Raw genomic sequence first — 23,084 nt, forward strand, 5'->3', positions numbered from 1 at the left:
GGAATGATCGATGTGCAAGAGTCCATTTTACAAATAGAGAACCTGCATGTGCAGACGAAAACGCCTCATGGGACAACCTCTCTTATTCAGGACGTATCGTTTGAAGTAGGGCGTGGTCAAATCGTTGGATTAATAGGTGAGAGCGGCTGCGGGAAAACGGTGACAAGTATGTCGATCTTACATATGCTTGACCCGAAAACAACGGAAGTCACTGGCAGCATCACATTACAAGGACGAGAATTGATCGGTATGAGTGAAAAGGATATGCGCTCTATTCGGGGCAAAGACATCTCATATATTATGCAAAATCCAATGAACAGCTTTACACCAGTATGGACGATCGGTCATCAGCTGATTGAAACCATCCGCCGGCATACCGCTGTCAGTAAAAGGCAGGCACGAGCGAAGGCAATGGATGCGTTAGCGCAGATGAATCTGCCGCAGCCAGATAAGCTGTTAAACAAGTATCCCTTTGAACTAAGCGGCGGCATGCTGCAGCGTGTCATGATTGCCATGGCAGCCTGCATGCACCCGCCTCTTCTCATAGCAGATGAACCAACAACTGCTTTAGATGTACACACGCAGAAGCTGGTGCTTGAGCACCTAAACCAAATTCGTCATGAGTATGGAACTGCCATTTTGCTCATTACTCACGATCTTGGCGTCATTGCAGAAATGGCAGATCAGGTTGTCGTCATGAGACAAGGAGAAATGGTTGAAAAGGCAGAAGTGCTTGAGCTTTTTGAAAACCCGAAGCATAATTATACAAAGAAACTATTAGCAGCTCGTCCATCCATCCCAGCTGTTTGCCCGATTTGAGGTGAGAAGGCCCTTGCATTTATTAGAAGTGAAAGCAGTTAGTCATTCATACAACAGCCGGTCGTTTCTGATGAGAAAAAAAGGCGCAGACCAAGTCTTAAGCGGCGTCAATTTAATCATTGAAGAAGGCACATGCCTCGCATTGCTGGGGCAAAGCGGCGCAGGGAAAAGTACACTAGGCCGCATCATACTTGGTCTAGAGAAACCAAGAGCCGGTCAGGTCCTTTTTGAAGGGCAGGATATATATTGTGCAGATCAGCGAACACGCAAACATTATCGCCGGCATGTGCAAGCGGTGTTTCAAGATTCATATTCGGCGGTGAATCCAAGGTGGACAGTCGAACAAATTTTATCCGAGCCGCTTGAAAACTATGAAGCTATGGGCCGACAAGAACGCAAAAACGTGTTGATTCACTGGCTGGAAAGAGTCGGGCTCAGTGAAAAGGACTTGTCTAAATATCCGCATCAATTCAGCGGCGGCCAGCTGCAAAGGATCAACATCGCAAGAGCCTTATTGCTGCAGCCAAAGCTCGTCGTACTGGATGAATCCGTCAGCAGCTTAGACATGGTTACACAGGCTGTCATTTTAGATTTATTAGTAGAATTAAAGAAGGAACTGGGTGTCGCTTACTTATTTATTACACATGATATGACGGCAGCCTATCATGTAAGTGATCAATTGGCGATATTGGATCAAGGTGAACTTGTTGCTCAATTTCAATCAAAGGATGATTTCTTTTCATCAGAAGAGACAGCGGTGCAGAAAATGAGAGATGCAATGCTCGCAGACCATCCTTTGTCCCGAACAATTGGCAGACCGGTTCGGTAAATCTTCATTTCATCAACGCCTCTTTTAGAAGAGGCTATTTTTCATGAAAGGCAGGTGGCATCGTGAACCATCGAGCGTATTTAGCTTTGGCCATTCCTTTAACCATCTCAACGATGACCACCCCATTACTTGGAGCTGTTGATACAGCAGTTGTCGGTCAGCTCGCCAATCCCGCTTATATTGGAGGCGTCGCGGTTGGCAGTCTCATTTTCAGTACACTATATTGGCTCTTTGGTTTTTTGCGGGTGAGTACATCTGCTTTTGCCGCCCAGGCAAACGGGGCGCAGAGTGAGGAGCAGGGCGTACTTGCTTTTCTAAGACCTTTTTTAATCGCCATCATTGTCGGCCTTTGTTTTATTGCCCTGCAATGGCCAATTATTCAATCTGCTTTTCTAGTGATTTCTCCCGCTGCGGATGTCCGGCAATTTGCAGCAGATTATTTTCATATTCGTATTTGGGGTGCCCCGTTTACCTTGATGAATTATGTGATATTAGGGTGGCTGATGGGAATGGCAAAAATGAAAGAAGCCCTCTCTTTACAAATCTTGATCAATGTCATGAATATGGTCCTTGCCCTTCTGCTTGTTCATGTGTTTTCGTTTGCAGTCAAAGGGGTGGCGGCTGCGACATTGATATCTGAATTAACTGCCTTTGTGCTAGGCGCATGGATCATCATGAAGCATTCAAAAAACGGGTTCCAGATGCCTTCTCTTAAGAAAATCATGGATACACAGGCAGTTCAGAAAATGTTTCATGTGAATAAAGATTTGTTTATTCGGACGATTTGTCTGCTAGTGGTGATTAACATGTTTACAGCAAAAGGTGCTTCTTTTGGAACAGAGATGCTGGCGGCCAATGCCATCTTATTTCAAATTCACTATATCATGGCTTATTTGTTCGATGGTTTTGCCAATGCATCCAGCATCCTTGTGGGCAGATCAGTTGGTGCAAATGACCGTACCCTTTATGAAAGAACTTTAACTCTTTCGAGACAGTGGGCACTTGTCATGGCATGCGTCATTGCGTCGGTTTATTTTCTCTTAAAAGAGCCGATCTTGAGCTTGTTTACAAATCTTCCCCGGCTTCTTGATGTGACATTAGGCTATGCAGACTGGCTCGTTCTCTATCCGTTTGCCGCTTGTTTCGGTTTGGTCATATACGGCGTATTTACAGGTGCGACAGAAATTGCCCCTGTCAGAAATTCGATGCTGTTTGCGATGATCTTGTTTATCGTTGTTCAAGCAGCGGTCACGCCTATTTGGCACAATCACGGACTATGGTTTGCCTTTATCATCTATACTACCGGACGGTCTGGCTTTTTGATGATGTACAAATCAAGGCTGGATCAGAAGCTTTTCGCAAATGAAAAACACCCTTTGCCATCATGACAAAGGGTGCTCTTTTTCGTTCATTCATTCGCTTTCTTTTTTCACTTTTTGATATGCTTCATCAAGATGCTGAATACGCTTCAAGACCACAGCGTTTTTGGTCAGCTGGTCTTGTACAAGTGTGGACACCACTGAGCGGTAATAGGCATTCATGGCATGAATCTTGTCTTCATTTTGATTCATGGCGATGTGCTGTTTCAAGTTGTCAACAAAGTATGGAACGGAAAAAAGTTCAGACATGGGAATCACTCCTATTTCGTATATACGGTCCGTCAATCTTCATGTAAAATGATGAGAGGGAGGGGAGACAATGAGCCTTAATCTGCAACAAGAACAAGTATTAAAGCAGGTGCTCACACAAGAACTCAGGCAGGCCATTACGCTGCTCCAGCTGAATAGCGCTGAGCTTGGCGAGTATCTTGACCAGTTAGCGCTTGAGAACCCTCTGATTGAGCGGAAAGACACGGACAGCTATCAACCAGTTTATCATAAAAAATCTCAAGATCTAATGACAGAGCCGTATCGAACGCATCAAAAAGAAAGCCTGCAAATGTATTTAAAGAAACAAGCTATTGATTTGAATCTAAGTGAAAAGAATCAAAGGATCTTTGACTTTATGATCGAGTCCATTGATTCCAATGGCTATTTAAATGAACCGGTTGACGAGATGGCAGCTGTCTTAGAGGTGCCAGCTGAAGAAGTAGAAGCCGTCCTTCATCAGCTTCAATCGCTAGAGCCTGCCGGTATTGGCGCAAGATCATTACAAGAATGCATTCTGCTTCAGCTGAGAAGAAAAAAGGAGCGCTGGTATGAAGCCGAGCTGATCATCGACGAGCACTTCTTTCTCTTTGCAAGAAAGGCTTGGAAGGAAATCGCGGCGAAAACAGGCGTTTCAATGAAAACACTTCAAGCGGTACAAGATGAGGTGTCGCAGCTGGAACCAAGACCGGGCATACATTTCTCATATGAAGAGGACCCTGTGTATATAGAGCCAGATGTGACGATTACTGTCGTGCAGGACCACATCACATTTGAGCTGAATCAGCGCGCTTTTCCAGACGTTGAAATGAATGAAGGATACTTCGCCATGATTCAAGACCAGAAGCGGCATGAAGCATATGTGTATCTAAAGGAAAAAGAGCAGCAATACAATTGGCTTGTCCAAGCGCTGAAGCAAAGAAAACAAACGATGACCCATGTCGTTCGTGAGATTATCTTCCATCAGACAGATTTTTTCCTTACAGGGAAACATAAAATGAAACCGCTTACGATGAAGCGAATCGCAGATATATTGCAAGTGCATGAGTCAACAGTCAGCCGAACGGTGAAAGGGAAAATGGTGCAAACCCCTTATGGTCTCATGGAAATGAAACAATTTTTCCAAGCAAAACTAGAAGGACCTTCGCTGGAAGAGGCGTCCAGCTACACAGTCAAGACGCACATCGCAGAGCTGATCCAAACGGAAAATAAGAAAAAACCGTATTCAGATCAGCAAATGATGACGCAGCTTCAGCAAACCTTTGGTATCCGTGTGTCGCGCAGAACCATTGCGAAATATCGTGAACAAATGAATCTCCCATCATCTACACTGCGGAAGCGCTATGATTAAAAAGAAGTACTTGCCAGAAACAAGGCAGGTGCTTCTTTTTTGTTGAAAGCAAGGCACACAGAAGATTTTTTGAAAATTAAATCGGGGAGACGTCTGAACGGAAATTTTGGGGTAAAGTATAAGATAGGGCATGAGCCGATAAGGATAGACAACAGTGATGAGGTGAGACCAATTGAAATATAAACAAATCAAAACCAAAAAAATATATGAAGAAATTGCGGATGCATTAATCGAATTCATTCGTACAGGTGAGCTTCTTCCGGGGGAAAAATTAGATTCGGTTCAAGCGCTCTCAGAAAGCTTTCAAGTCAGCCGTTCCGCTGTAAGAGAGGCGCTGTCTGCTCTCAAAGCGATCGGATTAATAGAGATGAAGCAAGGGGAAGGCACGTATGTGAAGCAGTTCGATCCTGAACAGCTCGCATTTTCTTTATCTCCTGCATTTTTAATGAAGCAGCATGATGTCAGGCAGCTCCTTGAAGTGAGAACCATCATTGAAACAGGTGCTGTTAAAAAGGCGGCGCTGCTTCGGACGGACGATGACCTTCATCAGCTGCGTGATGCACTCGAACAAATGAAGCTGGCAGAAGCACATGAAGAAATTGGTGAAGAGGCAGATATCACCTTCCATCTCGCCTTAGCCAAAGCCTCGAAGAATGATGTATTAAAGGTGTTAATGAATCAAGTCTCAACCTTGTTAGTAGAAACGATGCGGGAAACGAGAAAAGTCGTATTATTCTCAACGAAAGCCTCCATTCGGCAGCTTTACGAAGAACATGAACAAATTTACAAAGCCGTCATGGCAAGGCAGCCAGAAGAAGCAGAGAAAGCGATGCTTACGCATTTGAAAAATGTAGAAAATCTGCTCGGTGATGTGCTGCAAAAAAAAGCAGAACAGTCAGATACACAATAAGCTGTGCCGAATGATGGCACAGCTCTATTATTGACGAGAAATATGTAGCTTTTTCATTCGATATTGCAGACTTTGCCTGCTCATGCCCAATAACTTTGCAGTCTGTGAAATATTATCGTCCATTTTTTCTAAGTAATGGACGATGTATTGTTTTTCGAATCGCTCCATTTGGGTTTGGAAATCAGTCGTCTGTTCTGGGCTTGTATAGACAAAGGTGTCAGCAGCGGCGGTTTGCTGCAGAGAATTTGTTTGCAATTGCGCCTTAGGACGGCCTTCCCCGTGCTTAAATCTAAAATGATAGGGAAGGTGATGCATGCTTAAGTCGTCTTCATCCATCATCATATTCATCCCCGCCTCAATCACATGCTCCAGTTCTCTTACATTGCCTGGCCAATGATACGCTTGGAAAAGGGCAAGTACCTCTTCGTCAGCCGTCTTCACCTTCATTTGAAACAGCTCATTATATTTTTGAATAAAATGATTCACAAACGTAGGAATGTCCTCTTTTCGCTCAGAAAGCGGCGGGATAAATAAGGTGACAATACCGAGCCGATAAAATAAATCCTTGCGCATGCGTCCACCTGCGATCGCATCCACAGGGTCCTCATTCATATTGGCAATGACTCTTACATCAACAGCGATTTCTTTTGTGCTGCCTAGCCTTCTCACGCGTTTCTCCTGTAAGACGCGCAGCAGTTTTGCTTGAAGAGGAGGATTTAATGAGTTGATCTCATCTAAAAGCAATGTTCCTCCTTGCGCCTGTTCAAATAAACCAGGCTGATCAGTTGCCCCCGTAAAAGCCCCTTTTTGTGTACCAAAGAGCAGACTTTCAATCAGATTATCAGGCAGTGCTGCACAATTTTGGGTAATAAATGGTCCAGATGACCGGCTGCTGCCGTTATGAATGCTTTGAGCAAACAGTTCTTTCCCAGTCCCTGTTTCGCCAACAATGAGCACATAAGAAGAGGTGCGTGTCGCTCGTTTCGCATGTTCAATCACCTCTAAAAATGCAGGGCTTTGTCCAATAATGGAATCAAAGGTAAAGCGTGTGCTTCCTTTTTTCTTCATATTGTGATGAATCAGCCGTTCCAGCTTGGTCACATCATTTGAAATTTCAACTGCCCCTTGAATGAGGCCGTCTCGAACGAGCGGGTATGTATGGTTAATCGTTGTGATTTCTTTTCCGTTGTAATTATGATACGTCTGCTTGGCATGAACGGTTTGTTTCCCGGTACGAAGCGCTTGGACAAGTGTACTGTGCATCTCATCTTGAAAGGTGAAGAAGTCGAGTACATTTTTATGGAGAACATCAGAGCGTTTTAAAGACTCAATCTCCATCATTTTTTTATTATAAACAACCGTATGGCCATTCTCGTCAATTGCATGAACCCCGACATCAATTAAATCGAGCATTTGTTTATACAAATCAATCTCATTTTCAAGCTTTGCGGCATGCAGATCTTTTTTCACTTGTGCCACCTCCTGACGTTACCTCTATTTTACATGAAAAATTTTGCGGTTTCCTCTAAAAAATTTGGCATGCGCAAAGAAATTTTGCGTAAATAATGAGGTAGACCCTCATGATCAAGCAGTCAGAAAGTTGGCACGATCCTTGCATAACATATGGATGAAGATGAACCCAATTGAAAGAAGCTACCTTACAGAAGGAGGAATAGATGATGACACAGACAAATGAATTGATTCAACAAACAGAACAATATGGAGCGGCAAACTATCATCCGCTGCCAATTGTGATTTCAGAGGCTGAGGGAGTGTGGGTGACAGACCCTGAAGGCAATCGATATATGGATATGCTCAGTGCGTATTCCGCAGTGAACCAAGGACATCGCCATCCCCTCATTATTGAGGCGCTCAAAAAACAAGCAGACCGTGTGACACTCACCTCGAGAGCTTTTCATAATGATCAGCTTGGTCCTTGGTATGAAAAAATTTGCAAACTGACAAATAAAGACATGGCACTGCCAATGAATACTGGTGCTGAGGCTGTAGAAACCGCTGTAAAAGCAGCAAGACGCTGGGGCTATGATGTTAAGGGAATCGAAGAGAATCGTGCAGAAATCATTGCGTGTGTTGGCAATTTCCATGGGAGAACGATGACGGCTGTGTCTCTTTCCTCTGAAGCAGAATACCAAAGAGGCTTCGGTCCAATGCTTCCCGGAATAAAACTGATTCCTTACGGAGATATTGAAGCGTTACGTGAAGCTATCACACCACAGACAGCGGCTTTCCTCATAGAACCGATTCAAGGAGAAGCGGGAATTGTCATGCCGCCAGAAGGCTTCTTGAAAGATGCCAAGGCGCTTTGTGAGAAAGAACATGTGCTGTTCATTGCGGATGAGATTCAAGTGGGGTTAGCACGAACAGGTAAGATGTTTGCGTGTGACTGGGAAGACATTGAGCCAGATATGCTGATCCTCGGGAAAGCTTTAGGCGGCGGCGTCTTTCCAATCTCGTGTGTCGTAGCAAACCGCGATATATTAGGCGTGTTTAACCCTGGTTCTCATGGGTCTACCTTCGGAGGAAATCCTCTTGCGTGTGCGGTGTCGCTTGCTGCACTGGATGTTTTAATCGACGAAAAGCTTGCAGCACGTTCCATGGAGCTTGGCGAATACTTCAAAGACAAACTATCACGCATTCAAAGCCCTGTGATTAAGGAAGTGCGCGGCCGCGGATTATTTATAGGAATGGAGCTGACAGAGGCAGCTAGACCTTATTGTGAAAAGCTGAAGCAAGCAGGATTGTTATGTAAAGAAACCCATGAGACAGTTATCCGTTTTGCACCGCCGCTGACCATTTCAAAAGAAGATTTAGACTGGGCAATTGGTCATATTGAAGCACTGTTTCAAGCCTAAATGCCAAAGGGGGAGGAACCTTCACTTTCTCCCTTTCTTTTTCAACGAACAGCGAATTTTGTCAAAGGATGATGAATAGAAGAAAGAAAGTGGGGAAGTGGATTTGAAGCAAGAACAGCATAATGAACTAGAGCGTTCCATGAAAAGCAGACATCTCTTTATGATTGCCTTAGGCGGCGTCATCGGTACGGGCCTTTTCCTTGGATCAGGATTGATTATCCATCAGGCAGGACCTGGCGGAGCCATTCTATCGTTTATCATTGGCGGACTGTTAATGTATTTGGTCATGCTGTGTCTTGGAGAATTAGCAGTGGCGATGCCGACAGCCGGTTCCTTTCAGGAGTATGCAACCAAATATATAGGCCCGTCCACAGGCTTTATGATCGGCTGGCTGTATTGGTTTAGCTGGGCGTGTACGATTGGACTGGAGTTTACGTCAGCAGGCATATTGCTCCAAAGGTGGTTCCCAGATATCCCGGTTTGGCTCTGGTGCCTAGCATTTAGTGTGATATTATTTGCCGTGAATGCCATCTCAGCTCGCAGCTTCGCTGAAACGGAGTTTTGGTTTTCAGCTATCAAGGTCGCTGCCATCCTATTGTTTATTATCATCGGAATTGGCGCAATTTTCGGAATGATTCATTTAAAAGGCGGAGAACCAGCCCCTTTATTTCGTCATTTGACGGATCATGGCGGACTATTTCCTAATGGTGTTTTTGCTATTTTATTAACCATGGTCACGGTCAATTTCTCCTTTCAAGGAACAGAACTTGTAGGGATTGCAGCAGGTGAGAGTGAAAGCCCTGAAAAAACATTGCCTCGATCGATACGGAATATTATTTGGAGAACGATGGTCTTTTTCGTTTTATCAATTGCGGTTCTTGCCGCACTTCTTCCATGGCAGACAGCAGGCGCTGTTGACAGTCCGTTTGTGGTCGTGCTGGACAAGGTCGGCATCCCATATGCTGCAGATATCATGAATTTTATTATCATCACGGCTGTCTTATCTGTAGCAAACTCTGGATTATATGCATCATCACGTATGCTTTGGTCGCTTTCAAAGGACGGGAAAGGACCTGTCTTTACGAAAAAGCTGTCCAAGCGTAAAATCCCGATCAATGCATTATTGGTGACAATGGGTGTATCCGCTTTATCCCTGCTCACAAGTGTTGTGGCACCAAAAACGGTGTATGTGTGGCTCATTTCGATTTCCGGAATGGTTCTAGTTGTGGTGTGGATGTCCATTTGTTTGTCTCAGTATTTCTTTAGAAAACAATTCATAAAAGCGGGTGGAGATGTAAAGGATCTCGTCTTCCGTACACCGCTCTATCCATTTGTGCCATTGGCAGGCTTCATCGCATTTGGCATCGTTCTCATCAGCCTATTCTTTATTGAGGATCAGCGGATTGGCCTTTATTGCGGCGTTCCGTTCATGGCTGTCTGCTACATCATTTATTATTTCAAAATCAAACCGAAGGAAGAGGCAAAGCGTTTCGCTGAAGAGGAAGGAACCATCCCAAAAACATAAAAGACCAACTATATCAACAAAATGTGCATGCGGATCTCACACGCATGCACATTTTCAATGGTGAATTCATTGAATATAGAAGAAAATAAATATTTTGAAAAGAAATATCATAGCAAGAACCTTGATGACAAGCAGGTTATCGGTGAAAATGTGTCTATTTTTTGTCTAAATGTGTTTGTAAGAGTTGAAAATGCAAGATTATCCTGTTAAAATAATTAAAGAAAGCAGGGATTGATTTTTTTTGGCTGTGGCGGGACGTTTTTTGTCACAGTGGGACGTTTTTAGTCCAACGTGAAAAGAAAGGGTCGTTAGCCATGAATCGTTTATTGGAAGCTCAAAAAAAATTATTGCCAGATCTTCTCATCGTTATGCAAAAACGCTACGACATTTTGCAATACATCAGGTTAGCTGAACCAATCGGCCGCAGAAGCCTTGCGACGAGCCTAGGTCTCAGTGAGCGCATCTTAAGAGCTGAAGTTCAGTTTTTAAAAGAACAAAACCTGCTGGATGTCAAAACGAGCGGCATGATGCTGACGAGTGAAGGCCACGCTTTGCTTGAAATGCTTGAAGGAATGATGAAGGACGTTTTAGGTTTAACCTTTTTGGAAAATACATTAAAGAGGAAGTTAGGCCTAGAAGAAGTCATCATCGTTTCTGGTGACAGTGACGAATCCCCGTGGGTGAAGCAAGAAATGGGAAGAGCTGCTGTCCAATGTATGAAAAAAAGGTTTACTGGAAATAATATCGTCGCCGTCACTGGCGGAACGACGATGGAAGCCGTTGCCGAAATGATGACCCCTGATGCCAAAAACAGAGGCATGATGTTTGTCCCTGCGAGAGGCGGTCTTGGGGAGAATGTAAAAAATCAGGCAAACACCATTTGTGCCCACATGGCTGAAAAAGCTTCCGGTACTTACAAACTGCTGTTTGTTCCAGGGCAGCTGTCAGAAGGTGCTTACTCTTCTATTATTGAAGAGCCGTCAGTCAAAGAAGTGCTTCAAACGATTAAATCATCCACGATGCTCATTCATGGGATCGGTGAAGCAAAAACAATGGCGATGAGACGAAATACACCAGCTGAAGATTTAAAAAAGATTGATGAGCATGACGCAGTGACAGAGGCCTTTGGCTATTACTTTAATCGTGATGGTGAGGTCGTCCACAAAGTGCACTCCGTCGGCATGCAGCTAGATGATTTAGAAAGCATTCCACACATCATTGCTGTTGCAGGTGGATCATCAAAGGCAGGGGCCATTGAAGCTTATTTCAAAAAACCCCGCCGAACGGTTCTCGTCACAGACGAAGGAGCCGCAAAAGAGTTATTAAGGGAGTCAATTGATCCCTCAATATAAAACATTGTTACCTATAAAAGGAGGAAACATCATGGCAGTAAAAGTCGGTATTAACGGATTTGGACGTATTGGACGTAACGTATTTCGTGCAGCATTAAACAATCCTGAAGTTGAGGTAGTAGCGGTTAACGATCTAACAGACGCTAACATGCTTGCACACCTTTTACAATATGACTCTGTTCACGGAAAACTAGATGCAGAGGTTTCTGTAGACGGTACAAACTTAGTAGTGAACGGTAAAACAATCGAAGTATCAGCTGAGCGTGACCCTGCGAAATTAAGCTGGGGTAAACAAGGCGTAGAAATCGTTGTTGAATCTACTGGATTCTTCACAAAACGTGCAGACGCTGCAAAACACTTAGAAGCTGGCGCTAAAAAAGTCATCATCTCTGCTCCTGCTAACGAAGAAGATATCACAATCGTTATGGGTGTAAACGAAGACAAATACGATGCAGCTAGCCACGATGTCATCTCTAATGCATCTTGTACAACAAACTGCTTAGCTCCATTTGCAAAAGTACTTAACGATAAATTTGGTATCAAACGCGGTATGATGACAACTGTTCACTCATACACAAATGACCAACAAATTCTTGATCTTCCGCACAAAGACTACCGTCGTGCTCGTGCAGCTGCGGAAAACATCATCCCAACTTCTACAGGTGCTGCGAAAGCTGTTTCACTTGTATTGCCTGAACTTAAAGGTAAATTAAACGGTGGCGCTATGCGTGTTCCAACACCTAACGTTTCTTTAGTTGACCTTGTGGCTGAATTAAACCAAGATGTAACAGCTGAAGATGTAAATGCAGCACTTAAAGAAGCAGCTGAAGGAGAACTTAATGGAATCCTTGGCTACAGCGAAGAGCCATTAGTATCTGGTGACTACAATGGTAATGCAAACTCTTCAACAATCGATGCTCTTTCTACAATGGTGATGGAAGGCAGCATGGTGAAAGTCATTTCTTGGTACGATAACGAGAGTGGATATTCTCACCGCGTTGTTGACCTTGCAGCTTACATTGCAAAACAAGGTCTTTAATTTCTCACACTGAAGGAACTCACTTGGTTCTTTCCTAGAGACACGATATAATGAAGAAGGACAAGGGAAGGGGAAGCATCCCTTTCCCTTTTTCTCTGTTTTTATCCGTTCTGCACGATTTCTCGTTTTGATGAGGGCAAAATGGGAAAAGGATAAAGAGAGACTTGTCCAATGCGTAAGGAAACCAGAATAAAGGAGGATCTCCTGACGAGCATGAATAAGAAATCAGTAAAAGACATTGACGTAAAAGGTAAAGTTGTGTTCTGCCGCGTAGATTTTAACGTTCCAATGAAAGACGGAGAAGTGACGGATGATACTCGTATTCGCGCAGCATTACCAACGATTGAGTATTTAACAGGACAAGGCGCAAAGGTACTGCTAGCTAGTCATTTGGGTCGTCCGAAGGGTCAAGTTACTGAAGAACTGCGTCTGACACCTGTGGCAAAACGTCTGCAAGAGCTTCTTGGACAAGAAGTGAAAAAAGCGGATGAAGCTTACGGAGACAACGTGAAAAAGCAAATCTCTGACTTAAAAGAAGGAGATGTGCTAGTGCTTGAAAACGTTCGTTTCTATCCTGGTGAAGAAAAGAACGATCCTGAATTATCAAAAGCATTTGCTGATTTAGCCGATGTGTATGTCAATGATGCGTTCGGTGCTGCACACCGTGCACATGCATCCACTGCTGGTATTGCAGCATATCTTCCGGCTGTTTCGGGCTTCCTCATGCAAAAAGAGCTTGAGGTTCTAGGAAAAGCCATTTCAAACCCTGATCGCCCATTTACAGCGATTATCGGTGGCGCAAAAGTAAAGGATAAAATCGGTGTGATTGAAAGTCTTCTGGATAAAGTGGACAACCTCATCATCGGCGGCGGACTTGCTTACACATTTGTGAAAGCACTTGGCCACGAAGTAGGAAAATCTTTATTAGAAGAAGACAAAGTAGATTTAGCGAAATCCTTTATGGACCGTGCAAAAGAAAAAGGCGTGAACTTCCTGATTCCAACAGATGTTCTGGTAGCCGACGACTTTTCAAATGATGCGAATACAAGCATTGTGCCAATCTCTGAAATTCCAAGTGATCTAGAAGCACTTGATATTGGAACAGAGACAAGAGAGAAGTATGCTGATGTCATTAAAAACAGCAAACTTGTTGTCTGGAACGGACCAATGGGTGTATTTGAAATTGATGCATTCGCTAAAGGGACAAAAGCAATCGCAGAAGCACTGGCAGAAGCAAAAGATACATATTCTGTCATTGGCGGTGGAGACTCAGCAGCAGCTGTTGAGAAGTTTGGTCTTGCTGATCAGATGAGCCATATTTCTACAGGCGGCGGCGCTTCACTTGAATTTATGGAAGGCAAAGAGCTTCCAGGTGTTACTGCATTAAACGATAAATAAGACCAAAACTGCTATAAGGAAGTGTCAATCATGAGAAAACCAATTATAGCTGGGAACTGGAAAATGAACAAAACACTTGGCGAAGCGGTTAGCTTCGTTGAAGAAGTCAAGTCATCCATTCCATCTCCTGACAAAGTGGAATCAATTGTCTGTGCGCCAGCACTTTTCCTTGAAAAGCTAAACAGCCTTTCTAACGGAACAGACCTTAAAATTGGTGCACAAAACATGCACTTTGAAGAAAATGGTGCATTCACTGGTGAAATCAGCCCTGCTGCGCTAAAAGATCTTGGCATCGGCTACTCAGTGATCGGTCATTCAGAGCGCCGTGAATTCTTCGCTGAAACAGATGAAACAGTGAACAAAAAAGCACATGCTGCATTCAAGCATGGCATCGTTCCAATTATCTGTGTAGGTGAAACGCTTGAAGAGCGTGAAGCTGGCAAAACAAATGAACTTGTCGCTGATCAAGTGAAGAAAGCACTAGCTGGTTTAACAACTCAGCAAGTCGCTGAATCTGTCATTGCATATGAGCCAATCTGGGCGATCGGTACAGGGAAATCTTCTACAGCGAAAGATGCAAACGATGTTTGTTCGCATATCCGTCAAACGGTTGCAAGCGAATATGGTCAAGAAGCGGCAGACAGCCTTCGCATTCAATATGGCGGAAGCGTGAAGCCGGCGAATATTAAAGAATATATGGCAGAATCCGATATTGACGGTGCTTTGGTAGGCGGCGCAAGCTTAGAACCTCAGTCTTTCGTTCAATTATTGGAGGAAGGTCAATATGAGTAAGAAACCAGCTGCATTAATCATCTTAGATGGATTCGGTTTAAGAGGCGAAACAGTCGGTAACGCTGTTGCCCAAGCAAAGAAACCGAACTTCGACCGCTACTGGAATGAATTCCCGCATCAAACCTTAACGGCTTCAGGTGAGGCAGTAGGCCTCCCGCAAGGTCAAATGGGGAACTCTGAAGTTGGGCATTTGAACATCGGTGCAGGACGCATTGTGTATCAAAGCTTAACAAGAGTGAATGTTGCCATTCGTGAAGGGGAATTTGAGAAAAACGAAACGTTCCTAGATGCAATGACTTATGCAAAAGAGAATGACAAGGCCCTTCATTTATTCGGTCTCTTGTCAGACGGCGGTGTGCACAGCCACATCCAGCATCTCTTTGCCCTGCTGAAGCTGGCGAAAAAAGAAGGCTTAACAAAGGTATACATTCATGGTTTCTTAGACGGACGTGATGTTGGTCAAAAGACAGCCAAAGTGTACTTAAAACAGCTTGAAGAACAAATCAAAGAAATCGGTGTCGGAGAAGTGGCAACACTTTCTGGACGCTATTACTCAATGGACCGTGACAAACGCTGGGATCGTGTGGAGAAAGCATATCGCGCGATGGCGTATGGTGAAGGCCCAAGTTATCAAAACATTTATGATGTCGTTGATGACTCCTATGAAAATGGAATCTACGATGAATTCGTTATTCCATCTGTCATCACGAGAGAAAATGGTGAGCCAGTTGCAAAAGTAAACGACGGCGACTCTGTGATTTTCTATAACTTCCGTCCAGACCGTGCGATCCAAATTTCGAACACCTTCACAAATGAAGATTTCCGCTCATTTGATCGCGGGGAAGCACATCCGAAGGATTTACACTTCGTCTGCTTTACACACTTCAGTGAAACGGTTGATGGCTATGTCGCCTTCAAACCAGTGAATTTGGATAACACAGTAGGAGAAGTGCTTTCTCAAAATGGATTGAAACAGCTGCGGATTGCTGAAACAGAGAAATATCCTCATGTGACGTTCTTTATGAGTGGTGGGCGTGAAGAAGAATTTCCTGGTGAAGACCGCATCTTGATCAATTCGCCAGATGTGGCAACCTATGACCTCAAGCCAGAAATGAGCGCTTACGAGGTAAAGGATGCACTTGTTGCAGACATCAATGCTGATAAGCATGATGCGATCATCCTGAACTTTGCTAACCCGGATATGGTTGGTCATTCAGGTATGCTCGAGCCAACAATCAAAGCCATTGAAGCAGTAGATGAGTGCTTAGGAGCTGTAGTCGACGCAATCCTAGCAAAAGGCGGACATGCCATCATCACGGCAGACCACGGTAACGCAGACGTGCTGATAACCGAAGAAGGCAAGCCGCATACTGCACATACGACAAACCCTGTTCCAGTAATCGTGACGAAAAAAGGTGCAACGCTTAGAGAAGGCGGCATTCTAGCCGATCTATCTCCAACGCTTTTAGACTTACTTGGTCTTGAAAAACCAAAAGAGATGACAGGAACATCATTGATTCAGAAATAAAAAAATTGATTCAAAAGGAGAGAAATAACGATGCCATACATTGTTGACGTATATGCACGCGAAGTATTAGACTCTCGCGGTAACCCAACAGTTGAAGTAGAAGTTTACACAGAATCTGGCGGCTTTGGCCGTGCATTAGTACCAAGTGGTGCTTCTACTGGTGAATATGAAGCAGTAGAACTACGTGACGGAGACAAAGACCGTTACCTTGGAAAAGGTGTTCTGACAGCTGTAAACAACGTAAATGAAATCATTGCACCAGAACTTTTAGGCTTTGATGTAACAGAACAAGTAGCGATTGACAAAATGTTAATCGAACTTGATGGAACAGAAAACAAAGGGAAATTAGGCGCAAACGCAATCCTTGGCGTATCTATCGCTGTAGCACGTGCGGCTGCTGATTTCTTACAAATTCCACTTTACCAATACCTTGGTGGATTCAACTCCAAAACGCTTCCAGTGCCGATGATGAACATCGTCAACGGCGGAGAGCATGCGGATAACAACGTAGACATTCAAGAATTCATGATTATGCCTGTAGGTGCACCGAACTTCCGTGAAGCACTTCGCATGGGCGCACAAATCTTCCATAGCCTGAAATCTGTATTAAGTGCAAAAGGCTTAAACACAGCTGTAGGTGACGAAGGCGGATTCGCTCCAAACCTTGGTTCTAACGAAGAAGCACTTCAAACAATCGTAGAAGCGATTGAAAAAGCTGGTTTCAAACCAGGTGAAGAAGTGAAACTTGCAATGGATGCTGCATCTTCTGAGTTCTACAACAAAGAAGACGGTAAATATCATTTATCAGGCGAAGGTGTTGTGAAAACATCTGCTGAAATGGTTGACTGGTATGAAGATATGGTATCGAAATACCCAATCATCTCGATCGAAGACGGCCTTGATGAAAACGACTGGGAAGGTCACAAACTATTAACTGAGCGCCTTGGCAGCAAGGTTCAGCTAGTAGGAGATGACTTATTCGTGACAAACACGAAGAAGCTTTCTGAAGGTATTAAAAATGGTGTCGGTAACTCTATCCTGATCAAAGTAAACCAAATCGGTACATTAACTGAAACATTTGATGCAATCGAAATGGCAAAACGCGCAGGATACACAGCAGTCATCTCTCACCGTTCTGGTGAAACAGAAGACAGCACAATTGCAGACATCGCTGTTGCAACAAACGCTGGACAAATCAAAACAGGTGCTCCGTCTCGTACGGACCGTGTGGCGAAATACAACCAATTACTTCGCATCGAAGATCAATTGGCTGAAACAGCACAATATCACGGCATTGCAACATTCTATAACTTGAATAAATAATGCCAGCTACGCGCTGCGTCCCGCTCTTTCATGAGAGCGGGACGCAGCGTTTTTTTTGTGTTGAGCGAAATCCGATAGCTAATTCATTTGTCTTATCCTATTTTTGTAAAAAATCCTCCTTCAGTTAGAGAAGCAGTCAAAATCCCCTCCATTTATAAGCACTAAATCATGAAAAATCGACTAAAAATATGATCTGAAATGAACTTATGCTTTCTGTAAGGGGGTGGTATCATTTTACATATATTAGGGGGTGATGAGATGCTGAATCCTTTTAGCCTTCGTTTTCCAGTAGGTGTGTATATGTATGTCCTTCACCTACTGGCGGCCTATGATGAAAGGAAGCAACGAATTCTAACTTCTAAGAACATACAGAAAAATGCATTTTGGATTTATGTCCTTGCCGCTATTTTAGGTATTGTGACAGTCGCAGCATTGATTTGGGCATGCAAGACCTTTGGAAAAGGCTCTAAATTTTTAGGCGAATTCAAGTTCTTAGGCATGTACGTGAAAATCAAATGCGGTTTCTAACAGGGATGAGAACAGATGCGAGGTCATCTGTTCCATCTGAAACAAACGGAGGAATATGATGCTGACATTACAAATACAAGAAAAAACGTATAGCCGCACCTTCTCTCTCCGCCATATACAAATGAACGTAGAGAAAGGCCGAACGATGCTTCTTTTAGGACACAATGGTGCAGGAAAGACAACAATGATCCAAGCTATGTTTGGGCTAACGCCATTTACTGGCTCTGTTTCCTTACATGGTGAACAGCTGAACCTTCAATCCTCAGCACATATTTCCCTATTGAAAAAACACGTTTCCTATATTCCTGACGAACATGCGTTGTTCGATTATTTAACACCGAGGGAATACTTTCAATTACTTCAGCTGCCACATGAGCAAGATATCACACGTGAAGAGACATTCATCGATTTGTTTGAGCTGAGTCCGTATATGGATCAGCCAATCGCTCAGCTGTCCCATGGCAATCAAAAAAAAACACAAATCATTTCGCAGCTTCTCAGGCCATGTGATTATTATGTGTTCGACGAGCCAACGAACGGACTTGATCCAGATATGATGATTATCTTAAAAAAGGTGCTCATGAAGCTGAGAGATCAAGGCGCTGGCATTCTGATATCAACTCATCATTTGAGCTTTGGTGATACATTATATGACCATCTCATGATCTTAAGAAATGGTGACGTCAAGCTGAATATGTCCCGCCAAGAAACGACTCAGACATTTCCTCATCAGGCACTTGAAGAGATTTATAAAGAAGTAAATCGAGATTACTATATGCAGGTGGAGAGGTTACTCAATGATTTGGACACGACACGTTCTTCATAAAATAGAATGGGGCATGCTGACAGCGAAAGGAAAGCAGCTTGGAAAAAAGTATCCTTTGCAGCTTCTCGCAGCTGCCGTTTTTCTCTTGCTGATTTATGCGATATACGTTGTCATCAGCCTGCGCTTTTACATGCAGGTAGGTGAAAGTGAGCCAGCTACGCTATACCTCCAATTTGTCAAAATGTCGCTCTTACTATTAGGAGCAGGGATTGTGTTATCCCGGAATAAACTGAAGCGCCAAGAATATCAATTCTACTTTTTGAACAGCGCGATACAAAGTGTATCCTTTGTCCTTTGTGCGTATTTCTTTCCAGTTCTTTTTTGCTTCCTCATGGCTGGACTGCTTTTTTTACCGATTATATTAGGTCTTTTGATCACGGGTGTCACTCCATCTCTGTATTGGATCATCGTTGTCTGCATCACATGTTGCATATTGGCACTTTATACGGTCTCTTCATGGATGCTGCTGCGGATCGGTGTGAGCCATTTCGTATCAAAAACAAAAGAGCATTTGCTGCTTCAAACGATCGGCTTTGCGGCGCTTCATGTACTAATATTTCTCCTTTTTCAAAAAGCGGTGGAGATGATCCATGTATGGCCGGCTGTCTATCTGTTGTTACTTGTCATCATCCTAAGCGCTGGATGGCTATGGGTGAAGGGTTTAGCAGCTTGCTATGTTCATCAGATGTTTTTGCAGCTGAAAAAAGAGGTGAAGTCGTTTTCCTACCAGAAAATCAGAACGCACTCTTCCTTTCTGACGCATCTGCGGCAGGAATTGGTCTATTTCAGCCGATCAGCTGTTTTTAAAGAGCAAGGCATTTTGTTTCTCTTTCTCATTTGTTTGACGGTGGGGCTGCCATTTGTTTTTACCCCGGCAGAAACTGGCTGGCTGTATGCCTTTATTGTGCAGTTTGCGTTAAAGGAAATATTGATCATGCTTCCGCTGATGATTGGCAGGGAATATCATATCAATCAAAGGGCCATCTTTATGTTAAATACATCAAAGGGCGCTTATTTAATGTCGAGAATGTTATTTTATTACACCATTAATCTGCTGACATATTTTGTGTATATTGGGCTTGCCTATTTGGTGATCGGTATTGAAAGTGAAGGTCATGGATTGGCGAGTTTGTCCATTTTATTGATTACCGCCATGGCGGCCTGTACAGGGTTTGTCGTGAAAATCAGTGATTTTAATAAGCTGTTTGTGATCGTGTTGATGATTGCTGTATTCAGCTTTATCGATATGCTTTTATTAGAATGGCTTTCATCTGATGTATCTCTTCTCGCCACCGCTTATCTGCTTGGTTCACTTGCCTTTTTCAGTTGTATATATGCTGCGATGTTAAAAAGGCCTGTATTGCGATGATGGGGCTTGTCATTAGTTTACTAGCTGTTGTGCTCATTCACGAACTCGGTCATATGTTGATGGTCATGGTGTGTAACAAATTCGAAAAAAGACCCCTTTTTGATTTTGTGATGATGATTGATTGGAAGCAAGTGGCGATCGTCCATGAGACATTTGCCCGGCCGAGCTTTAATCTGATGGTGGCACTTGCGGGTCCGCTGTTTCCTGTGCTCTGCTCGAGTGTGCTTTTGTTAATGTGGAAGCATCCGGTGAGTCATCAGCTGCTGTTTTTTTCTTTACTGAACACTGTGATGCTGCATCCAGCTTGCCCAGATGGGAAAAATATCACAGCCAGTTTAAAAGAGATGAAGGAGAGAAAGAGATGATCAAAGTATTTCATTCGTTTTCTAGCGGCTTAACACTTGCGATGCTGTATATATTTGCTGTGTTTATGACCCCTGTCTTTTTACTGCTGCTAGAAGTCAATCATGTTGAATCAAGTCCAACACTGTTTGGTATGCCATTTTATATCATGAAAATTGAAGAGTATCAATTCAGCTCAGAGGCGACGCTTTTTGGATGTGTTGTCTGCTTTTTAGCTGGCGCTGTGCTATACTTTTTCATTCAATATGTGATTCAAGCTGTGAAAAAGCGAAGAGCATAAAAAAAGCAGGCTGAGCAAATAGTCAGTCTGCTTGAAAAGTGAGAGACAGCCGTACCATATCCATACATTGAATCCCGTTTTCATAAATCGGTTCATCATAATGCTTAAGGAAGAAATCGCGATCGATCGAAGTCAGGCGGAAGCCGCATTTTTGATAAAGTGCGAGCTGCTGAATACTCGAGTTGCCTGTGCCGATTTCAATCCTATGGAAACCAGCGGCTTTCGCTTCAGCGATCGCATGACGGATCAGCTGTTTCCCAATTCCCTTTCCTTGCCATGACTCCTTCACAGCAACATTCATGATTTCGACTGTATGCTGAGGTAGCGATGATAGCACATAAACACCAATCACATCCTCTTCATGAAAGGCGGCATAACAAGAGCCGGATTGCACATACGCGAGAACCTTTTTCTTTGAAGGATCAGCTAATAGTAAAAGATCCATAGGGAGAGATTGATCATGAGATAATGGTCGAATCTGTATCACATGTTTTCATCCTTTCTATTCTTTCATATACCCTTGTTTCACGCCCCAATCATATTGGTCCTGTACCCACCTGAGAGGGAGGGTGATGAGTGACATTCGGGTCTTTTTTGACAGTTGGTTTTCTTGTAGCCTGTGCGGTCTGCTTATTCGCTTGAGCAGTAGCTTTTGCTGCTGCCAGCTCTTTTTGAAGCTGGTCGACTTTTATCTCAAGCGCTTTACGCTGTTTGACCTCTTTTTCATAGGCTTTCTTTTCTTTTTTGAGCTTTTTTGTGACGGTGGCTATTTGCTTTTTTTGTTCATCGTTTTCATGCTTCATATCCGTTTGATCTGATTTTAACTTCGAAAGCTGCTTAGTGTTCGTTTTGCTTTCTTGCTGATGTTTTTCCTCTGCTGCTGCCAAACAATCCAGCCAGCTGCGCCTAACACCGCAACAGACAGAAGAATGATCGTAATGGTTTTTTCAAGTGTGAACCCCTTTCTTTAAACCTCTATTATCATCGGTTAAAGATAAACAGGTTTTAACATCAAAGGGAATATTCACATCAGTTTGGCAGACACTATGAAAAAAGGAGGGTGTCTGTTGATTTCCTTTATGATTCATGTTGTGGTCTCATTATTTGCTGTATCAAACCCCATTGGAAACGTGCCTCTTTTCATCACCTTAACAGAAGGCTATACAGAGAAAGAACGCGCTCAGACAGCCAAAAAAGCCATCGTGGTCTCTTTCATTATTTTGATTGCCTTTCTATTGGCAGGCAGGCTCATATTCAAATTGTTTGGGATCGATATTCATGCACTCCGCATCGCCGGAGGTATTTTTATTTTTGGTATCGCTTACAATTTGCTGAATGCAAAAGAATCACACGTCCAAAATCCTCATTCGGAGGAAAAGGCAGAAAGCAAAGAGAAGGCAGATATCTCCGTTACGCCGCTGGCAATCCCGATCATCGCTGGGCCCGGTACAATCGCTACAGTAATGAGTTTAACCCCGGGAAGTCAAGGGATGCTCCACATGTTTTCGATTCTAATCGGCATTATCATTGTTCTTGCCATGACGTATTATGCCTTTCATTATTCCAGTTTCATTATGCGGAAAATGGGGAAAACAGAGATGAATGTTGTGACGCGTTTGATGGGATTAATTCTTGCTGTAGTGGCAGTTGAGATGATCGGCGCAGGCTTAAAAGGGATGTTTCCGATGTTTATGTCATAAGTGTATATAAAAAAGCTGTTTTTTTCTACAATGATGTAAAATAAAACAGCTTTTTTTAAGGTTTCGGCACATGCTTAAATACTTCTTCACTTTCAAAGAATTCAATTAAGCGGCTAATCCAATCATAGTAATCAAGACTTTCCTTGATTTCTGAAAGAAGCAGATTGATTTTATCCTCTGTTTCTTCAGGTAAGTCGTCCTGTTCAAGCAGCTCTTGCAATTCCTTGCACGTTTTCTTATGTGCTTTACGGTTTTTGCTGACAACTCGGGACCAATTGGCTGCAAACAATGAAATAAACGTTTGGTATTGATCTTGCTCAACGTCATAAAGATCTTTACGTATTCCTTTTTCATAAACCTTTTCCGCAATATTCAAATCGAGCATTTCTCGAACGACTTGACTCATCCTCGTTTTGCTCATGCCGGTCGCCTCTGATAGCTCTTCCAGCGTCATTGGTTTACGGTTCATGTGAATGATACCAAGCACTCTACCCACTGTAGAAGAAAGACCAAAGGCATTCATGTTCTCCGCAGCTTTTTCAATATAATGATCCTGTGCTTTTTGAATGGCGCCTAACGCTTGCTTGTCCACTCCCCGCTTCATCCCTTCACGACTGACAATTTGTAACACAA

24 protein-coding genes are annotated in these 23,084 nt (G+C 43.3%); 19 read left to right on the plus strand and 5 right to left on the minus strand.

Annotation, left to right across the window (positions count from 1 at the left end; genetic code table 11):
- Positions 1-3: 3 nt before the first annotated feature.
- The 3 genes from nikD to C6Y07_RS10635 all read left to right on the plus strand — a co-directional run bounded on the left by nikD (position 4) and on the right by C6Y07_RS10635 (position 3,036).
- Positions 4-819, plus strand: coding sequence for a nickel import ATP-binding protein NikD (gene nikD, locus C6Y07_RS10625; RefSeq protein ID WP_189293868.1), 816 nt, complete (start codon positions 4-6; stop codon positions 817-819).
- A gap of 13 nt (positions 820-832) precedes the next feature.
- Positions 833-1,648: an ABC transporter ATP-binding protein gene (locus C6Y07_RS10630; protein WP_060597331.1), complete on the plus strand. Its 816-nt coding sequence runs from the start codon at positions 833-835 to the stop codon at positions 1,646-1,648.
- A gap of 62 nt (positions 1,649-1,710) precedes the next feature.
- Positions 1,711-3,036 (plus strand): MATE family efflux transporter, encoded by a 1,326-nt coding sequence (locus C6Y07_RS10635; protein WP_060597330.1) that lies wholly within the window; start codon positions 1,711-1,713, stop codon positions 3,034-3,036.
- Between the two features lie 24 nt (positions 3,037-3,060).
- Here C6Y07_RS10635 and yvfG read toward each other — a convergent pair whose 3' ends face one another.
- Entirely contained in the window at positions 3,061-3,276 is a 216-nt protein-coding gene (gene yvfG / locus C6Y07_RS10640; RefSeq protein ID WP_003213121.1) for a protein YvfG, read from the minus strand.
- 70 nt (positions 3,277-3,346) lie between these two features.
- Here yvfG and rpoN point away from each other — a divergent pair, with 70 nt between their 5' ends.
- The gene (gene rpoN, locus C6Y07_RS10645; protein WP_106156674.1) at positions 3,347-4,645 is read left to right on the plus strand and encodes an RNA polymerase factor sigma-54; all 1,299 of its coding nucleotides are present in this window, start codon (positions 3,347-3,349) and stop codon (positions 4,643-4,645) included.
- Positions 4,646-4,817: 172 nt separating this feature from the next.
- Positions 4,818-5,555, plus strand: a complete 738-nt coding sequence (locus tag C6Y07_RS10650) for a FadR/GntR family transcriptional regulator (protein ID WP_106072954.1) — start codon at positions 4,818-4,820, stop codon at positions 5,553-5,555.
- 27 nt (positions 5,556-5,582) lie between these two features.
- Here the strand turns inward: C6Y07_RS10650 and C6Y07_RS10655 are convergent, their stop codons facing one another.
- Complete coding sequence (locus C6Y07_RS10655) at positions 5,583-7,025, minus strand: sigma-54 interaction domain-containing protein (RefSeq protein ID WP_106030514.1); 1,443 nt, start codon at positions 7,023-7,025, stop codon at positions 5,583-5,585.
- Positions 7,026-7,234: 209 nt separating this feature from the next.
- Here C6Y07_RS10655 and C6Y07_RS10660 point away from each other — a divergent pair, with 209 nt between their 5' ends.
- From C6Y07_RS10660 to C6Y07_RS10720, 13 genes are all read left to right on the plus strand, one after another.
- Entirely contained in the window at positions 7,235-8,428 is a 1,194-nt protein-coding gene (locus C6Y07_RS10660) for an ornithine--oxo-acid transaminase (protein ID WP_060597328.1), read from the plus strand.
- 139 nt (positions 8,429-8,567) lie between these two features.
- Complete coding sequence (locus C6Y07_RS10665) at positions 8,568-9,953, plus strand: amino acid permease (RefSeq protein ID WP_223254147.1); 1,386 nt, start codon at positions 8,568-8,570, stop codon at positions 9,951-9,953.
- 314 nt (positions 9,954-10,267) lie between these two features.
- Positions 10,268-11,305 carry a sugar-binding transcriptional regulator gene (locus tag C6Y07_RS10670; RefSeq protein ID WP_106030512.1) on the plus strand — a complete coding sequence of 346 codons (1,038 nt, stop codon included), beginning with the start codon at positions 10,268-10,270 and terminating at the stop codon, positions 11,303-11,305.
- Between the two features lie 31 nt (positions 11,306-11,336).
- Positions 11,337-12,344 carry a type I glyceraldehyde-3-phosphate dehydrogenase gene (gene gap, locus C6Y07_RS10675; protein WP_012011304.1) on the plus strand — a complete coding sequence of 336 codons (1,008 nt, stop codon included), beginning with the start codon at positions 11,337-11,339 and terminating at the stop codon, positions 12,342-12,344.
- Positions 12,345-12,557: 213 nt separating this feature from the next.
- A complete protein-coding gene (locus C6Y07_RS10680; RefSeq protein ID WP_034660025.1) occupies positions 12,558-13,742 on the plus strand; it encodes a phosphoglycerate kinase in 1,185 nt (394 codons plus the stop codon).
- Between the two features lie 30 nt (positions 13,743-13,772).
- Positions 13,773-14,534, plus strand: coding sequence for a triose-phosphate isomerase (tpiA, locus tag C6Y07_RS10685; RefSeq protein ID WP_060597326.1), 762 nt, complete (start codon positions 13,773-13,775; stop codon positions 14,532-14,534).
- Positions 14,527-16,062 (plus strand): 2,3-bisphosphoglycerate-independent phosphoglycerate mutase, encoded by a 1,536-nt coding sequence (gpmI, locus tag C6Y07_RS10690; protein ID WP_106030511.1) that lies wholly within the window; start codon positions 14,527-14,529, stop codon positions 16,060-16,062. The genes tpiA and gpmI overlap by 8 nt, the downstream gene beginning before the upstream one ends.
- A 30-nt stretch (positions 16,063-16,092) precedes the next feature.
- Positions 16,093-17,385 (plus strand): phosphopyruvate hydratase, encoded by a 1,293-nt coding sequence (gene eno, locus C6Y07_RS10695; RefSeq protein ID WP_003212752.1) that lies wholly within the window; start codon positions 16,093-16,095, stop codon positions 17,383-17,385.
- 258 nt (positions 17,386-17,643) lie between these two features.
- Positions 17,644-17,913, plus strand: a complete 270-nt coding sequence (locus C6Y07_RS10700) for a hypothetical protein (RefSeq protein WP_060597324.1) — start codon at positions 17,644-17,646, stop codon at positions 17,911-17,913.
- A gap of 58 nt (positions 17,914-17,971) precedes the next feature.
- A complete protein-coding gene (locus C6Y07_RS10705; RefSeq protein ID WP_060597323.1) occupies positions 17,972-18,739 on the plus strand; it encodes an ATP-binding cassette domain-containing protein in 768 nt (255 codons plus the stop codon).
- The gene (locus C6Y07_RS10710; protein ID WP_060597322.1) at positions 18,711-20,108 is read left to right on the plus strand and encodes a hypothetical protein; all 1,398 of its coding nucleotides are present in this window, start codon (positions 18,711-18,713) and stop codon (positions 20,106-20,108) included. Before C6Y07_RS10705 ends, C6Y07_RS10710 begins: the two co-directional genes overlap by 29 nt.
- On the plus strand, positions 20,105-20,473 hold the full coding sequence (locus C6Y07_RS10715; protein ID WP_106071390.1) for a zinc metalloprotease: 369 nt from the start codon (positions 20,105-20,107) through the stop codon (positions 20,471-20,473). Before C6Y07_RS10710 ends, C6Y07_RS10715 begins: the two co-directional genes overlap by 4 nt.
- Positions 20,470-20,751: a hypothetical protein gene (locus tag C6Y07_RS10720; RefSeq protein ID WP_066030362.1), complete on the plus strand. Its 282-nt coding sequence runs from the start codon at positions 20,470-20,472 to the stop codon at positions 20,749-20,751. Before C6Y07_RS10715 ends, C6Y07_RS10720 begins: the two co-directional genes overlap by 4 nt.
- Positions 20,752-20,773: 22 nt before the next feature.
- Here the strand turns inward: C6Y07_RS10720 and C6Y07_RS10725 are convergent, their stop codons facing one another.
- Together C6Y07_RS10725 and C6Y07_RS10730 are read right to left on the minus strand one after the other, a co-directional pair.
- Positions 20,774-21,238, minus strand: coding sequence for a GNAT family N-acetyltransferase (locus tag C6Y07_RS10725; protein ID WP_081311373.1), 465 nt, complete (start codon positions 21,236-21,238; stop codon positions 20,774-20,776).
- A gap of 49 nt (positions 21,239-21,287) precedes the next feature.
- Positions 21,288-21,638 carry a hypothetical protein gene (locus tag C6Y07_RS10730; RefSeq protein WP_223250421.1) on the minus strand — a complete coding sequence of 117 codons (351 nt, stop codon included), beginning with the start codon at positions 21,636-21,638 and terminating at the stop codon, positions 21,288-21,290.
- Between the two features lie 180 nt (positions 21,639-21,818).
- Between C6Y07_RS10730 and C6Y07_RS10735 the strand changes: the two genes are divergently transcribed.
- A complete protein-coding gene (locus C6Y07_RS10735) occupies positions 21,819-22,451 on the plus strand; it encodes a MarC family protein (RefSeq protein ID WP_060597319.1) in 633 nt (210 codons plus the stop codon).
- Between the two features lie 55 nt (positions 22,452-22,506).
- Here C6Y07_RS10735 and C6Y07_RS10740 read toward each other — a convergent pair whose 3' ends face one another.
- Positions 22,507-23,043, minus strand: coding sequence for a GbsR/MarR family transcriptional regulator (locus C6Y07_RS10740; protein ID WP_060597715.1), 537 nt, complete (start codon positions 23,041-23,043; stop codon positions 22,507-22,509).
- Positions 23,044-23,084: the final 41 nt, after the last annotated feature.

It is taken from the genome of Bacillus sp. LNXM12-1 (genome assembly GCF_003004375.1).
In the GTDB taxonomy this organism is placed as follows: Bacteria; Bacillota; Bacilli; order Bacillales; family Bacillaceae; genus Bacillus.

Excerpts from the sequence above, each read along its gene's own strand:
- nikD (WP_189293868.1), top strand. The coding sequence starts at position 4 with ATGATCGATGTGCAAGAGTCCATTTTACAAATAGAGAACCTGCATGTG.
- yvfG (WP_003213121.1), bottom strand. The coding sequence starts at position 3,276 with ATGTCTGAACTTTTTTCCGTTCCATACTTTGTTGACAACTTGAAACAG.
- rpoN (WP_106156674.1), top strand. The coding sequence starts at position 3,347 with ATGAGCCTTAATCTGCAACAAGAACAAGTATTAAAGCAGGTGCTCACA.
- C6Y07_RS10660 (WP_060597328.1), top strand. The coding sequence starts at position 7,235 with ATGACACAGACAAATGAATTGATTCAACAAACAGAACAATATGGAGCG.
- C6Y07_RS10665 (WP_223254147.1), top strand. The coding sequence starts at position 8,568 with ATGAAAAGCAGACATCTCTTTATGATTGCCTTAGGCGGCGTCATCGGT.
- C6Y07_RS10670 (WP_106030512.1), top strand. The coding sequence starts at position 10,268 with ATGAATCGTTTATTGGAAGCTCAAAAAAAATTATTGCCAGATCTTCTC.
- gap (WP_012011304.1), top strand. The coding sequence starts at position 11,337 with ATGGCAGTAAAAGTCGGTATTAACGGATTTGGACGTATTGGACGTAAC.
- C6Y07_RS10680 (WP_034660025.1), top strand. The coding sequence starts at position 12,558 with ATGAATAAGAAATCAGTAAAAGACATTGACGTAAAAGGTAAAGTTGTG.
- tpiA (WP_060597326.1), top strand. The coding sequence starts at position 13,773 with ATGAGAAAACCAATTATAGCTGGGAACTGGAAAATGAACAAAACACTT.
- gpmI (WP_106030511.1), top strand. The coding sequence starts at position 14,527 with ATGAGTAAGAAACCAGCTGCATTAATCATCTTAGATGGATTCGGTTTA.
- eno (WP_003212752.1), top strand. The coding sequence starts at position 16,093 with ATGCCATACATTGTTGACGTATATGCACGCGAAGTATTAGACTCTCGC.
- C6Y07_RS10700 (WP_060597324.1), top strand. The coding sequence starts at position 17,644 with ATGCTGAATCCTTTTAGCCTTCGTTTTCCAGTAGGTGTGTATATGTAT.
- C6Y07_RS10705 (WP_060597323.1), top strand. The coding sequence starts at position 17,972 with ATGCTGACATTACAAATACAAGAAAAAACGTATAGCCGCACCTTCTCT.
- C6Y07_RS10710 (WP_060597322.1), top strand. The coding sequence starts at position 18,711 with ATGATTTGGACACGACACGTTCTTCATAAAATAGAATGGGGCATGCTG.
- C6Y07_RS10715 (WP_106071390.1), top strand. The coding sequence starts at position 20,105 with ATGATGGGGCTTGTCATTAGTTTACTAGCTGTTGTGCTCATTCACGAA.
- C6Y07_RS10720 (WP_066030362.1), top strand. The coding sequence starts at position 20,470 with ATGATCAAAGTATTTCATTCGTTTTCTAGCGGCTTAACACTTGCGATG.